14 protein-coding genes are annotated in these 12,750 nt (G+C 64.4%); 9 read left to right on the plus strand and 5 right to left on the minus strand.

Features of this window, described 5'->3' with window-relative positions; translation table 11 throughout:
* Nucleotides 1–52 precede the first annotated feature (52 nt).
* Nucleotides 53–211, minus strand: a complete 159-nt coding sequence (locus NATTI_RS26590) for a hypothetical protein (RefSeq protein ID WP_019991950.1) — start codon at nucleotides 209–211, stop codon at nucleotides 53–55.
* A gap of 231 nt (nucleotides 212–442) precedes the next feature.
* Here NATTI_RS26590 and NATTI_RS0116220 point away from each other — a divergent pair, with 231 nt between their 5' ends.
* Together NATTI_RS0116220 and NATTI_RS0116225 are read left to right on the plus strand one after the other, a co-directional pair.
* Nucleotides 443–1,570, plus strand: coding sequence for a Gfo/Idh/MocA family protein (locus NATTI_RS0116220; RefSeq protein ID WP_006090614.1), 1,128 nt, complete (start codon nucleotides 443–445; stop codon nucleotides 1,568–1,570).
* A 173-nt stretch (nucleotides 1,571–1,743) separates the two neighbouring features.
* Nucleotides 1,744–2,187, plus strand: coding sequence for an SHOCT domain-containing protein (locus NATTI_RS0116225; RefSeq protein ID WP_006090616.1), 444 nt, complete (start codon nucleotides 1,744–1,746; stop codon nucleotides 2,185–2,187).
* A gap of 31 nt (nucleotides 2,188–2,218) precedes the next feature.
* On the opposite strand, the gene NATTI_RS0116230 is transcribed toward NATTI_RS0116225, so the two are convergent.
* On the minus strand, nucleotides 2,219–2,479 hold the full coding sequence (locus NATTI_RS0116230; RefSeq protein WP_006090618.1) for a hypothetical protein: 261 nt from the start codon (nucleotides 2,477–2,479) through the stop codon (nucleotides 2,219–2,221).
* Between the two features lie 124 nt (nucleotides 2,480–2,603).
* On the opposite strand from NATTI_RS0116230, the gene NATTI_RS0116235 reads away from it, so the two are divergent.
* On the plus strand, nucleotides 2,604–3,836 hold the full coding sequence (locus tag NATTI_RS0116235) for an HD domain-containing protein (RefSeq protein WP_006090619.1): 1,233 nt from the start codon (nucleotides 2,604–2,606) through the stop codon (nucleotides 3,834–3,836).
* Between the two features lie 57 nt (nucleotides 3,837–3,893).
* Here NATTI_RS0116235 and NATTI_RS0116240 read toward each other — a convergent pair whose 3' ends face one another.
* Nucleotides 3,894–4,664 (minus strand): SDR family NAD(P)-dependent oxidoreductase, encoded by a 771-nt coding sequence (locus NATTI_RS0116240; protein WP_006090621.1) that lies wholly within the window; start codon nucleotides 4,662–4,664, stop codon nucleotides 3,894–3,896.
* A 114-nt stretch (nucleotides 4,665–4,778) separates the two neighbouring features.
* Between NATTI_RS0116240 and NATTI_RS0116245 the strand changes: the two genes are divergently transcribed.
* The 3 genes from NATTI_RS0116245 to NATTI_RS0116255 all read left to right on the plus strand — a co-directional run bounded on the left by NATTI_RS0116245 (nucleotide 4,779) and on the right by NATTI_RS0116255 (nucleotide 7,049).
* Entirely contained in the window at nucleotides 4,779–5,792 is a 1,014-nt protein-coding gene (locus tag NATTI_RS0116245) for a zinc-binding dehydrogenase (protein ID WP_006090622.1), read from the plus strand.
* Between the two features lie 182 nt (nucleotides 5,793–5,974).
* A complete protein-coding gene (locus tag NATTI_RS0116250; protein WP_006090624.1) occupies nucleotides 5,975–6,742 on the plus strand; it encodes an NAD-dependent epimerase/dehydratase family protein in 768 nt (255 codons plus the stop codon).
* A 91-nt stretch (nucleotides 6,743–6,833) separates the two neighbouring features.
* Nucleotides 6,834–7,049 (plus strand): DUF7535 family protein, encoded by a 216-nt coding sequence (locus tag NATTI_RS0116255; RefSeq protein WP_006090625.1) that lies wholly within the window; start codon nucleotides 6,834–6,836, stop codon nucleotides 7,047–7,049.
* Between the two features lie 133 nt (nucleotides 7,050–7,182).
* Here NATTI_RS0116255 and NATTI_RS0116260 read toward each other — a convergent pair whose 3' ends face one another.
* The gene (locus NATTI_RS0116260) at nucleotides 7,183–8,190 is read right to left on the minus strand and encodes a glutathione S-transferase family protein (protein ID WP_006090627.1); all 1,008 of its coding nucleotides are present in this window, start codon (nucleotides 8,188–8,190) and stop codon (nucleotides 7,183–7,185) included.
* A 105-nt stretch (nucleotides 8,191–8,295) separates the two neighbouring features.
* On the minus strand, nucleotides 8,296–9,354 hold the full coding sequence (locus NATTI_RS0116265; protein ID WP_006090629.1) for a calcium/sodium antiporter: 1,059 nt from the start codon (nucleotides 9,352–9,354) through the stop codon (nucleotides 8,296–8,298).
* Between the two features lie 190 nt (nucleotides 9,355–9,544).
* On the opposite strand from NATTI_RS0116265, the gene NATTI_RS0116270 reads away from it, so the two are divergent.
* The 3 genes from NATTI_RS0116270 to NATTI_RS0116280 all read left to right on the plus strand — a co-directional run bounded on the left by NATTI_RS0116270 (nucleotide 9,545) and on the right by NATTI_RS0116280 (nucleotide 12,558).
* The gene (locus NATTI_RS0116270; RefSeq protein ID WP_006090630.1) at nucleotides 9,545–11,116 is read left to right on the plus strand and encodes a Na+/H+ antiporter NhaC family protein; all 1,572 of its coding nucleotides are present in this window, start codon (nucleotides 9,545–9,547) and stop codon (nucleotides 11,114–11,116) included.
* A complete protein-coding gene (locus NATTI_RS0116275) occupies nucleotides 11,113–11,388 on the plus strand; it encodes a DUF7513 family protein (protein ID WP_006090632.1) in 276 nt (91 codons plus the stop codon). The genes NATTI_RS0116270 and NATTI_RS0116275 overlap by 4 nt, the downstream gene beginning before the upstream one ends.
* Before the next feature lie 87 nt (nucleotides 11,389–11,475).
* Nucleotides 11,476–12,558 (plus strand): DNA methyltransferase, encoded by a 1,083-nt coding sequence (locus tag NATTI_RS0116280; RefSeq protein WP_006090633.1) that lies wholly within the window; start codon nucleotides 11,476–11,478, stop codon nucleotides 12,556–12,558.
* Nucleotides 12,559–12,750 lie beyond the last annotated feature (192 nt).

Here is a 12,750-nt window from a genome sequence, read left to right on the forward strand (position 1 = left end):
GGGCAGGTGACGCAGCTCCTGCTCAGACGGATGATCGATATGCCAGAACTGGTCAGTATCCCATCATGACGAACACGATAATATAGGAGATCAATCCAAAGATGGCGGTGACCCCCAGCCAGACGAAGACTATGAGAACTGCCTGTCTGCCGGTCATTCCCTCTCCATCGAGGATTGTACTAAATTGGGCAAGGACATCGTCTCCCCTCATAATTGGGCTTAGTTGGTAATATGTAAAACGTTACTTGATTTTTGGGCGATAGTAGCCACTGGATATCACTGAACACCCGATCACAGAACAGCGTTGCGATCGGTGTGTGAATCGTTTTCTAGAGATGATTGTTCAGTGCGCACGTCGACTGTGCACGTATTCCTCGAGTGCCCCACGGAAAACTCCCTCGCGACGAAAACCACTAACTACACTCGTTGTGAACGAGTACGTATGTCACTCGAAGTCGGGGTTCTTGGCTATCGGTTCATGGGCAAAGCACACGCGAACGCGATGGCGCGGCTGCCGATGTTCTTCCCGGACGCACCGGAGATCGAGCGCAGCGTCCTCGTCGGCCGCGACGAGGCGGCGTTAACCGACGCGGCGGATCGACTCGGCTTCGACTCGATCGCGACGGACTGGACCGAGGTCGTCGACGACGTCGACGCCTTCTACAACCTCGGACCGAACCACGTCCACGCCGAGCCCTCGATCGCGGCGCTCGAGGCCGGCACGCCGGTCTTCTGTGAGAAACCGCTCGCGCCGACGCTCGAGGACGCCGAAACGATGGCCGAAGCGGCCCGAGACGCCGGGAGCGACGTGCCCGCCGGTTGTGCGTTCAACTATCGGTTCGTCCCCGCGATTCGGTACGCGAAACGGCTGCTCGAGGCGGGCGAACTGGGCGAGATACACCACGTCCGCGGACGGTACCTGCAGGACTGGCTGGTCGACCCCGAGGCCCCGTGGTCGTGGCGCAACGACGAGGAACTGGCTGGCTCGGGCGCGCTCGGCGACCTCGGCGCGCACACGGTCGATCTGCTCCGATTCCTGGTCGGCGACGACGACCTCGCCGGCGAGATGGTCGGCGTCAGCGGCCACCTGCAGACGTTCGTCGACGAGCGGCCGGTTCCGGATTCGGACGAGTCGCGACCCGTCACCGTCGACGACGCCTACTCCGCGCAGGTCGAGTTCGAAAACGGTGCGATGGGGACGCTCGAGGCCTCGCGCTTTGCTACCGGCCACAAAAACGACCACACTGTCGAAATCCACGGCTCAGAGGGCAGCCTCCGGTTCTCTCTCGAGCGACTGAACGAGCTCGAGGTCCTCCGGACGGACGAGAACCGCGGCTACGAGACGATTCTGGTCACCGACGCGGACGACCCCTACGTCGACCACTGGTGGCCGCCGGGCCACGTGCTGGGCTGGGAGCACACCTTCGTCCACGAGAACTACGAGTTCCTGAGCGCAGTCGAGAGCGGTGGCGAGTTCGAGCCGAGCTTCGAGGACGGCCTCGCTGCCCAGCACGTGCTCGCAGCCATCGAGGAGAGCGACGAGAATCGGGAGTGGGTCTCGCTCGAGTAGGGCCCACTCGATTGAGCAGTGCTCTCGCACCACGTATTTTGAGTACGTCAGCGCGCCACCGAACGTAACGTCGAGCGCTTCGGGCGAGATATCGCGCTGCCACCGACTGCTCATCGAACGGCTCGCACCGTGAGAATCACTTTTACCGACTCCCGACGAAGTATCAACTCAGTATGGGGAACAGGCTCCGTGAGTTCGTCGCCGAGGATTTCTGGCTGCTGATCGGGATCGTCACCTTTGCGCTGATCAGTCTCGCCGGACTCGCCGGACTCGAGGCGCTCGCCGGCGCGATCACGATACTCGGCTGGTTCCTGCTGACGCCGCTGTTCCTGTTCTGGGGTGAGGAGATCGCCGCGCTGTACTTCGGTGATGAAGAGACGATTCCGGATACGGACGACACCGAAATGGACGCGCTCGAGGACCTCAAGCGCCGCTACGCGGCGGGCGAAATCGACGACGACGAGTTCGAGCACCGCCTCGAGCGACTGGTGGCAGTCGACGAACTTCCCGACGACGTGTTCGCCGCCGAATCGTCCACGAAGGCGGACGCCGGAGGGTCGTCCGGGGAAACGGACGCCACAGGCGATCGACACGAGCGCGAGTACGACCTGGAGTGAGTGCCGCGAACGCTTCCATCGTTCGAACCGACTACGCCTTCTCGTCGGCCGTTTTCGCTCTGATGACCGTATCGATCTCGTCGTAGCGAACGCTCTTGTTTTTGGGCGACTGGCCGTCGATCTCGAGGTAGGCCGGCTCGAAGCTCGTCACCGCGCCAGAGTGTTCAGGATCTTCGGCGTCCGTTCGTTCCCGTTTCCAGATTTCGACGACGTCGCCGACGGAGATGTGTTCTCGGACGAGCGCTGCGGCTTTCTCCTCGTCGGCGTCCGGCGGGACAGTGAGTTCGGTCATGTCTTCGGACAGACGGCGGCGATGTCAGTAAGTGGCCACGCGTCGGTTGACGGCCGTTTTTAACTGACCGCACCATCCCCGGCCCGAACGACAGTTTTTGTACGATAGCGCCGAACCGAGGGGTATGACCACGATCAAGGACAGCGTCCACGATCATATCCGGGTCGACGGCGTGGCCCGTGCCCTCCTCGATACGCCCGCCGTCCAACGACTTCGGAATATTCGCCAACTCGGTACCGTCTCGCTGGTCTACCCCTCCGCCAACCACACCCGGTTCGAACACAGTCTCGGCGTCTACCACCTCGCCTGTGAAGCCCTCGATAACCTCGGCATCGACGGCCAACAGGCCGAACGCGTCCACGCCGCGGCGCTCCTTCACGACGTCGGCCACGGCCCGTTCAGCCACAATCTCGAGGCGGTCACTCACCGACGAACGGGCCGCTATCACGATGATGTCCACAGCCTGTTGGCGGAGGGTGATGTTGGCGACGTCCTTCGGAGCCACGACCTCGAGCCGGCGGCAGTCGCGGACCTCGTCGCGGGCGAGGGGCGGTTCGGACAGCTCGTCTCGGGCGAACTGGACGTCGACCGGATGGACTACCTGGTGCGAGACGCCCACCATACGGGCGTTCCCTACGGTACCATCGATCACGGCCGGCTCGTCCGCGAACTCACCTTTACCGACGGCGAACTCGTCCTGGACGAGGGGAACGTCCAGGCCGCCGAGAGCCTGCTGGTCGCCCGGGCACTGATGAACCCGACCGTCTACAGCCACAGCGTCGCCAGACTCACCAAGGCGATGCTCCGGCGGGCGAGCGAACGGTTGCTCGAGTCCCCCGACACCGATGTCGACGCCGGAACGCTCCAGCGGATGGACGATCACGACCTGATCGTCGCCCTGCGGACCTGTACGGAGACGAGCGAGTTCTCGCGACGGTTAGACCAGCGAGATCTGTACAAACGAGCGGTGTGGGCGGAGATAGATGACGTTCCAGGCGGGATCATCGAGTCCGAGCACGAGTCGATCCGGGAGTTCGAACGTGAGGTCGCCGATACGGCGGATGTCGATCCGGAGTGCGTGATCCTCGATGTTCCCGGACGGCCGTCGATGAAGGAGTCGACGACGCGCGTGCTGGTCAACGGCGACATTCGTCGGCTGGGCCAGCAGTCGCCGCTCGTCGAGGCGCTGCGAGCCGCCCAGTACTCCCAGTGGCGACTCGGCGTCTACTCGCCACCGGAGATGCGCGAACGGGTCGGCCGAGCGGCCGTCGACGTGCTGGGGCTGGATATCGAGGGCGCGCTCGTGCGGGAGGTTCGAAACGGACTGGACTCGACGCTCGATCAGTTCGTCGACTGACTTCGCGGCTGCCGGTACCCGGTTTCGAGGTGGTCCGGCCGTGGCCCGTTCTCCCCCTCAGTACCAGGCGCCGCCGGAGGAGACGTTGATGTCTTGGCCCGTCACGTGACGGGCGTCCGGACTCGCGAGCTGGATAGCCAGTGCGGCGACCTCTTCGGGCGGAACCAGTTCGCGGATCGCGAGATTGTCGAGCACTTCGCCTTTGGCCTCCTCGAACTCGATCCCTCGTTCGTCGGCCTGTCGCTCGAAGACGCTCCGGATGCGCTCGCCCTCGACCGGACCGGGACAGATCGCGTTCGCCGTGACGTCGTCTTCGGCGAACTCGAAGGCCAGTGCGCGCGTCAGCCCGATGACGCCCATCTTCGAGGCCGCGTAGGGCGTCCGATTGGGGTAGGGCCGTTTGCCGCCGATCGAAGAGAGGTTGACGATGCTGCCGTGATCGGACTCGCGGAGGTGTGGCGAGGCTTCCCGAACCGCTCGAGCGATACCGACGACGTTCACGTCGAGCGTCTCGAGCCAGTCTTCGTCGGTCGTTCGCTCGACGGGGGCGGTCGGTCCGGCGATGCCGGCGTTGTTCACCAGACAGTCCAGTCCGCCGAACTCGTTGACGGTGGCCTCGATGGCGTCGGCGACGGAGTCGGAGTTCGTGACGTCCGTTTCGACCGCCAGCGTTCGTTCGGGTGCGTCGATCAATTCCTCGGTCTCGTAGATCCCGTCGCCACGGGCCGCGAGTGCGACGTTCGCACCCGCGTCGGCGAACGCGACGGCGATTTCGCGACCCAATCCCTGACTCGCACCGGTGACGAACGCTGTGGTATTCTCCAGCATACTCGAGTCGTCGGGCAAGAGTCCCTAAAGCGTTCCTGCCGGTGAACCGCCACGTAACTCCCGACGGTTCCGCGTCCCTCATCGTCTTTGCGCTCGAGACCGACTCCTGTACCGATGCGAGCCGCAGCCTTCACCGATCTGATCGGCCCGGACGGCGTGAGCGTGATCAACCAGTCGGAGCCCGACCCCGGCCCGGACGAGGCCGTTGTCGACGTCGAAGCGAGCGCGATCAACCGCCACGACCTGTGGATTCTCGAGGGCGACTCGGCGATGGTCGACGCGGCCGACCTCCCGTTCGTCACGGGGTTGGACGTCGCGGGCGTCGTCAGCGAGACTGGTGACGAGGTCCGCGGTGTCGAACCGGGCGACAGGGTCGTGCTCTGTCCGAACGAGACCTGCGGCGCCTGTCGGTTCTGCAGCGAGGGTCCCGAGAACACGTGCGAGCGATTCTCACTGTACCACGGTGGCCTGGCCGAGCGGGCTCGAGTCCAGGCCGATCGACTCATCGTCTTGCCGGACGAGGTCGATACGACCGCGGCCGCCGCGCTGCCCACGGCGTACATGACCGCCTATCACATGCTCCGGCGGGCCGACGTCGGCCCGGGCGATCTGGTCTTCGTTCCCGGCGCGACGGGTGGAGTTGGCGTTGCGACTATTCAGTTGGCCGACCTTCTCGGTGCACGAACGATCGGGACCTCGTCGTCGGAGACGAAACTCGAGCGCGTTCAGGAACTCGGCCTCGACCACGCGATTCAGACGACCAACGTGGACGAGATTCAGGATGCCGTGGCCGATATCGGCGATCCCGACGCGGTCATCAACCACCTCGGCGGCGAGTACACGAAACTCGGCCAGCACGTACTGGCCCGCGGCGGGACGATGGTGATCTGTGGCCGCACAGCCGGCAACGAGTCGACGATCGACGTTACGAATCTGTTCCTCGGACACAAGCGCGTCGTCGGTTCGACGATGGGAACCCAGGACGATCTGCGACGACTCGTCGAGTTGACCGCTTCAGGAGAGCTATCGCCGGAGATCGACCGGACGTTCGCACTCGAGGAGACCGGCGACGCCTTCGCGACGATGCAGGACCGCGAGAGCGTCGGCAAACTGGTCGTCCAACCGTAGCTCAGCAGCCTTCATTCGGGCAGATTTCGGCCACCCGGCCATCCACCGCCGCGTGGGAATGAAAGGGGCTTTCAGGGTGTTCGCGTCCGCGCTCACGCAATCCGTATCAATTCACACGCTATTTAGTACTAGCCGGAACGCGCTGGCCGGAGCTATTTCCGCCGTCCCGATGTCGAACGCCCATGACCGATATCGCCATCACTGGCGCGTCAGGACGGGTGGGACGGGAGGCTATCGAGGCGCTCTCCGACGCGAATCTCACGCTTTTTTCCCACAGCGAGGCCGAGGATCTGGACACCACGCCGATAGACGTCGCGGACCGCGAGACGTTCGTCGACGCCCTCGAGGGCCAGGACGTCTTGATTCACCTCGCGGCCAACCCGAACCCGCGGGCGGAGTGGGACGAGGTTTCGGGACCGAACGTCGACGGAGTGTACAACGCCTACGCGGCCGCGGCGGAAAACGACGTAAAGCGGGTCGTCTTCGCGAGTTCGAACCACGCGGTGAACATGAAAAACACCGTCTCGCCGATCCGGCCGGAGTCGACGGTCGGCAAGCCCGAGATCGTCCGGCCCGACGACGAGATGGATCCCGACACCTACTACGGCGTGACGAAGGCATTCGGGGAGGCGATGGGCCACTACTACGCCAACCGCCACGGGATCGACGTGGTGAACCTGCGGATCGGCTGGCTGCTCTCGGAGGACGAACTCGAGCAGGAAGTCGCCGATCGGGACGGCGCGGGCGAGCGCTTCGCCCGCGCGATGTGGCTCAGTGACGGCGACTGCCGGCGGGTGATCGAGGCCGCGGCGACGGCGAGCCTCGAGTCGAATCCGACGACGGCCCACGGCATCTCGGACAACTCCGAGCGGTTCCTTTCGCTGTCGGAGACGATGCTCGAGTTGGGCTATCGGCCCCAAGACGACTCGGCGGACGTATTGGGAGACTGAGGGGATAGGGGACTCGAGGCGAGTGGGCCGTTCGGCGTCGGCCGATTCGTGGACCGTAAGACGGATTAGCGACTGGTCCGTACCGAGACATATGACACGGGTAAGCGAGTCGACGGGCTACGGACCGAACACCCAGATGTCCCTGTTCGGGTACATCATGGCGGCGGTTCTCGTGATGATTGCGCTACCGTTGCTTCCGGTGATCGTTCCCGCGTATCTCATCTGGCGAGTGTTCTCCGCCGACAAACCCGAGCACAGCTTCGAGACGTGGCGAAAGGAGCGGGGGCGACCGCCGAGCAGTTCGTAAGCGGTCAGTACCGTCGCATTTCTCACGACCGCTCCGCTGAATTCGATACCGGAAGCGAGCGGTACGCTGCTCACACTGGCAACGAGGAGCGCCACGTCCCGCGCGCCACCGCACGTCGGTCGTCGAGCGAGCCTCAGTCGTCCGCACTCACGCCGGCCAGCGCCGACGGCGGGCCGCCCGGCAGTTCGTCGCGATCGTGTGGGGCCCCGAACGCGAGATCCGGGCCTCGAGCGACGATCCGATTGGGGTTCACGTCGGGATGGGTCGTGTAGTAGTGTTCTTTGATGTGGTCCATGTTCACCGTCTCTGCAACGCCCGGCGTTTGGTAGAGGTCGCGCAGGTACGGCCAGAGGTTCTCGTACTCGCGGACGTACTGGACGTTACACATAAAGTGCGTGTGGTAGACGTTATCGAATCGGACGAGCGTCGTGAACATCGCGATATCGGCTTCCGTCAGCCGGTCTCCGGCGAGATACCGCTGGTCCGCCAGCACGTCGTCCCAGTGATCGAGCGCGGCGAACAGGTCGTCGACCGCATCGTCGTAGGGTCCCTGTTTCGTCGCGAAGCCCGCCCGGTAGACGCCATTGTTGATCGGCTCGTAGATCTCGTCGATGATTCGGTCCACGTCGTCCCGATACCCGTCCGGGTAGAGATCGACGTCTCGGTCGGCGATCTCCCCGAACTCGGTGTCGAGCATCCGCATGATCTCCCTGGACTCGTTGTTGACGATCGTGCCTTCCTGCGTGTCCCAGAGGACGGGCACCGAGACGCGACCGGTGACGTCCGAGTCGGCCTCGACGTACAGCTCTCGGAGGTAGTCAGCGTCGAGGACGGGATCGCGCGTACACCCCTCTTTGTCCGGGGTAAACTGCCAGCCGTCCTCGTCGCGGTAGGGGTCGACGACCGAGACGGAGATGGCGTCCTCGAGCCCCTTCAGCGCCCGGACCACGAGCGTTCGGTGCGCCCACGGGCATGCGTAAGAGACGTAGAGGTGGTACCGGCCCGCTTCGGCCCGGAACCGGGCGTCCGGATCGTCGCGGACCCGGTCGCGAAACGTCGTCTCCTGGCGTTCGAACGAGCCGTCGTCGTCGGTGTACTCCCCGGCATTCGTGCGCCACTCGCCGTCGACGAGCATGTTCATGCTCGAGCGTACGGCTCGAAGGTACAAAGCGTCCCGCTGACATCCGTGTTACCACCGTGGAACGACGCTTCGGGCGGTCAGCCCACGGCAGCCCCGCCCGGTATCTCAGCCCGCGGCAGTCACGACCCAGTAACTCGAGCCGATGGCGACGAGGAGGCCACCCTCGAGGCGCGTCACGCGCCTCCCGGTCGCGAGCAGCCCCGTCGCGACGACGGTCAGAGCGACTAGCCAGATGACGCCGGGGAAGACGGCGGGATCGACGGTCATGGGACGCACGACTGCCGCAAGGCCGAGCACGCCGAGCAAGTTGAACACGTTCGAGCCGATGATGTTGCCCGCGGCGATGGCGACCCCGCCCCGCCGCGTCGCGACGACCGCCGTGACGAGTTCCGGCAACGAGGTGCCGGCGGCGACGATCGTCACGCCGACGAGCCACGGCGAGATCCCGAACGAGAGTGTGATTGTCGTGGCCGAGACGACCAGGATGCGACCGCCGAGGACGACCAGCGCGAGGCCGAGGAGCAGCCGGAGCCCCTCGCGACCGAGGCGAACGGAATCCTCGGCCGTAGCGGTCTCGTCGGTGACGGCACCGTTCTCGTCCCCCGTTCCACCGATCGCTTCGATCTCGGGACTGTCGATTTCCTCGACTTCCTCGATCGCCGTCCCACCGTCTGAATCACCTGCCTCCGTACTCGAGTCCGAAGCCGACGACCGCCGGATCGCCATCCCGAGCGCCCCGAGATAGCCGAACAAAAGGACGAGGAGGAGCGCGCCCTCGAGTCGCGACACCGATTGATCCGCCAGCACCAGCGCGGCGATAACGGTCGCACCGGCCATCACGAGCGCGTCGCGGCGGAGCAGCGTCGTCGTGACCCGGAACGGGGCGAGGAGGGCGACGATCCCGAGGATCACGCCCAGGTTGAACACGTTCGAACCGACGACGTTGCCGACCGCGACGTCGCTCTGGCCCTCGAGTGCGGCGGTCGTCGAGACGGCGATCTCCGGCGCGGAGGTGCCGAAGGCGACGACGGTGAGACCGACGACGAGCGGCGAGATCCCGACCGACTCGGCGAGCCTCGAGGCGGCCGCGACGAGCCACGTGGCCCCGAGCCAAAGGGCGATCGTACCGACGACCAACAGTGCGACGCTCTCGAGGACTCCCATCAGTTCCTCTCTCTCCCGGACCCGACAAAAGCACCGGGCCGACACCCCGTGACTCGTGGAGGTATGTGTGCGCTGGAGGGACGATTTTCGGCAGACGGCCGGTAGATCGTCGCAGAGACCTATCGGCTGGCGGTATTCCTCTGGGTAAGACTTTTCAGCGAGAGTTTGATTGTACATATTGGGACTTCAAATGAGTGGTGTCAGTGATGATTCAGCTGATGACGATCCGACGGACGCATTCGTCCAAGGAACGGACGATGATGACCCACGAATAACGTTTTACGGCGGTCGCGGGATGAGCGCGTTCCCGATCGCCTTTTTCATCGTCTGGGCCGTCGCACAGACGGCGCTCTGGCGGATTTCCGACACCGGCGGACTGATCGTCGGTATCCTGATCGGCCTCATCGTCGGGATGTTCTTCGTCCGCGGGAACTGGAAATCGTACGCGAACACCATCTTCGAGGGGATGACCCAGCCCGTCGCGGTGACGGCAATCGTCGCCTGGATCTGGGCGGGAATGTTCGCTGAAGTGTTACAGGACGGCGGCTTCGTCGACGGACTGGTTTGGTTCGCCGACATCGCGGGGATCGGTGCGACCCTCTTCCCGGCGATCACCTTCGTCCTCGCAGCGCTGTTCACGACGGGAATCGGGACCGGATACGGCGCGGCCATCGCGTTCGTCACGCTGTTTTTCCCGGCGGGCATCCTGCTCGGCGCGAACCCGGTCTTGCTGTTCGGCGCGATCCTGTCGGGTGCGATCTTCGGCGACAACCTCGCGCCGGTCAGCGACACGACGATCGTCAGCGCCGTCACGCAGGACTCTGACATCGGTGGCGTCGTCGCGTCGCGATTCAAGTACGTGATAATCGCTGCGCTCATCGCGTTCGTCGGCTACGTCGTCGCCGGACAGTTCATGAGCGGGCTCGAGATCGCCGGTGATGCCCAGGAGATTCTGGTCGCCCAGAGCGAACCCATCGGTCTGATCCATCTCGTCTCGATGGGGATCGTCATCGGTGCCGCAGTCGCCGGCCGGCACATCGTCGAAGCGATCTCGTGGGGGATCGTCTCCGCGATCGCGTTCAGCCTCGTGCTGGGGCTGATGAGCGTCGGCGACATCGTGACCTTCAACGCGCCCCAGGACGCACCGGTGGCCGAACCGCTCGAGTTCCTCCCGTTTCTCACCATCGTCGACAACCCTGACGCGGTCGGCGTCGGCGGGAGCCTGATCAACGGCGCGGCGGGCTTCTTCGAACTCGCGATTCTCGTCCTGTTGATCATCGCGGCGGCACAGATCATGATCCGGGGCGGCGCGTTCCAGGCGATCCTGGACTGGTCGATCGAGAACCTCGCGACGAACGTCCGAAACGCCGAACTCACGATGGTCGGCTCCGCGGCGCTGATCAACGCCGTCATCACGATCAACACGGCCGCCGAGGTCGCGATCGGGCCCTACATCTCGAAGATCGGCGAACGGTTCAACCTGAACGGCTACCGTCGAGCGAACATCTTAGACGGACAGACCGCCGCGCTCGGCTACATCTTCCCGTGGTCCGGCGGCGTCCTCGCGGGCTATACCGCGATGCAGGATCTGCCCGACGCGTACGACTGGTTCGACACGGGCATGCTCGTCACGCCGATCGACGTCGTCCCGTTCGTCTTCCAGGGCTGGCTGCTGGTCGCGGTGTTCGTCGTCGCGGCGATCACCGGCTTCGGCCGCGAGTACGTTACCGACCGCGAAACTGAGGAGGTGGCACGAATATGAGTGTCTTCAAAAAGTATCTCAAAGGATGGACGTTCCGGAGTACCAACCCGTCGTTCGACGTGGGCGACGAGATTAGCGTGTTCGTCTCCGAGACGAACGGTACCGACGCGGGACTGGCCTACGTCGGTGACACGCGACTGATCATCGATGGTGCCGGTCCGGAGACCGTCGAGAAGCGCGTCCGACTCCGGGTGACCGAGTTCGACGAGGCGGAGTCGACCGGACGCGGCGAGTTCCTCGAGGTCGTCGGCGAGAGTTCCTACACGCAGTAATCACTCCGCAGTTTCGATCACGGTTTTTCGCCACTCGGGCGACCGAGAGACACACGTTTAAGCGACCCGAGTGAGCACTCGAGGTATATGGCAGAGGACGGGGACCGGCACCGACAGAGTCGCCTGTTCACGGACGACGACGGGGGATTCGACGCCGAACGCGCTCGAGACGAGTCGCTCCCGGTCGAGGACGGCGAACTGATCGATACTGACGAACTCGCCGATCACCAGCGCTACGTCGAGGGACGTGGGATCTACGACGAGCGTAATCGGGTCAACGACCTCACGGGCAAGGAGTGGAAGTACGCGACGAAGTCCGTGATTGCGGAGAGCTATCCGCCCGACGTCCAACACGACCTGCGGAGCGAACACGGCGGCCAGAAGCCACCGCGACTCTGTGCCGACCTGATCGAGCGGTTCAGCAAGGCCGGCGACACCGTCCTCGACCCGTTCGCCGGCGTTGGTGGGACGCTGCTCGGGGCGAGTTTCTGTGAGCACGAAGGGACGGGCCTGCGCGAGGCGATCGGTTTCGAGCAGACCCGTCGCTGGATCGAGATCTACGAGACGGTCCTCGAGCGCGAGAACGAGGAACGGCGGAGCCGCGGGGAACCGCCGCTTTCCGAACAGGACGTGCGCCACGGCGACTGTGCGGACCTGATCGGGGAGATTCCGGACGACTCGGTCGACCTGCTTCTGACCGACGTTCCCTACTGGAACATGGACGAACTCGAGCAGACCCGAAACGAGCGCGCAACCCGGGAGAGCAAACTCGGTGCGTTCGACGCGGACGAAGACGCCGGAAGCGCCGGAAACGCCGAAGACACCGAAAACGTCGCCGAAAGAGCCGACGACGCAGCGAGCGACGAATCGGACACGCAGTCCAAAGCCGAGTGGCTGGCCGACATGGCCGAGAAGTTCGACCGATTTGCCGACGCTGTCGCGCCCGATGGCCACCTCGTCGTCTTCATCGGCGACATGTACCGCGAGCAGTCCTACGAGTTCCTCTCGGCCGATCTCGCGCAGGCGATCGAGTCGACGGCACCGGTGACACTCGCGGCGAACCTCATCTGGTACGACCCGACGAAGGACCTCCACGTCTACGGCTATCCGTTCTCGTTCGTCCCGTCGATGGTCCACCAGAACGTCCTCGTCTTCCGACCGAATAGCTGATTCTCCCGCAGGCTGACCCGTGTCATTCGGGCGTCTGACGCGGTTTTATTGACTCTCGAGACGATCGTTCAACTGGCGCGCAGTGGCGGATTCGCTCCCCATCCCACTCCAATCCACCCCATCCGCGCGCCAGCATTCCTCCCCTCTCACTTTCGTGTGGACGACCGAACCGTACAGAAGGACGGCTCGTCT

Source organism: Natronorubrum tibetense GA33 (assembly GCF_000383975.1).
GTDB classification, from domain to species: domain Archaea; phylum Halobacteriota; class Halobacteria; order Halobacteriales; family Natrialbaceae; genus Natronorubrum; species Natronorubrum tibetense.

Bases quoted from the DNA above. Each gene is read 5' to 3' on its own strand.
- NATTI_RS26590 (WP_019991950.1), bottom strand. From the start codon at position 211: ATGAGGGGAGACGATGTCCTTGCCCAATTTAGTACAATCCTCGATGGA.
- NATTI_RS0116220 (WP_006090614.1), top strand. From the start codon at position 443: ATGTCACTCGAAGTCGGGGTTCTTGGCTATCGGTTCATGGGCAAAGCA.
- NATTI_RS0116225 (WP_006090616.1), top strand. From the start codon at position 1,744: ATGGGGAACAGGCTCCGTGAGTTCGTCGCCGAGGATTTCTGGCTGCTG.
- NATTI_RS0116230 (WP_006090618.1), bottom strand. From the start codon at position 2,479: ATGACCGAACTCACTGTCCCGCCGGACGCCGACGAGGAGAAAGCCGCA.
- NATTI_RS0116235 (WP_006090619.1), top strand. From the start codon at position 2,604: ATGACCACGATCAAGGACAGCGTCCACGATCATATCCGGGTCGACGGC.
- NATTI_RS0116240 (WP_006090621.1), bottom strand. From the start codon at position 4,664: ATGCTGGAGAATACCACAGCGTTCGTCACCGGTGCGAGTCAGGGATTG.
- NATTI_RS0116245 (WP_006090622.1), top strand. From the start codon at position 4,779: ATGCGAGCCGCAGCCTTCACCGATCTGATCGGCCCGGACGGCGTGAGC.
- NATTI_RS0116250 (WP_006090624.1), top strand. From the start codon at position 5,975: ATGACCGATATCGCCATCACTGGCGCGTCAGGACGGGTGGGACGGGAG.
- NATTI_RS0116255 (WP_006090625.1), top strand. From the start codon at position 6,834: ATGACACGGGTAAGCGAGTCGACGGGCTACGGACCGAACACCCAGATG.
- NATTI_RS0116260 (WP_006090627.1), bottom strand. From the start codon at position 8,190: ATGAACATGCTCGTCGACGGCGAGTGGCGCACGAATGCCGGGGAGTAC.
- NATTI_RS0116265 (WP_006090629.1), bottom strand. From the start codon at position 9,354: ATGGGAGTCCTCGAGAGCGTCGCACTGTTGGTCGTCGGTACGATCGCC.
- NATTI_RS0116270 (WP_006090630.1), top strand. From the start codon at position 9,545: ATGAGTGGTGTCAGTGATGATTCAGCTGATGACGATCCGACGGACGCA.
- NATTI_RS0116275 (WP_006090632.1), top strand. From the start codon at position 11,113: ATGAGTGTCTTCAAAAAGTATCTCAAAGGATGGACGTTCCGGAGTACC.
- NATTI_RS0116280 (WP_006090633.1), top strand. From the start codon at position 11,476: ATGGCAGAGGACGGGGACCGGCACCGACAGAGTCGCCTGTTCACGGAC.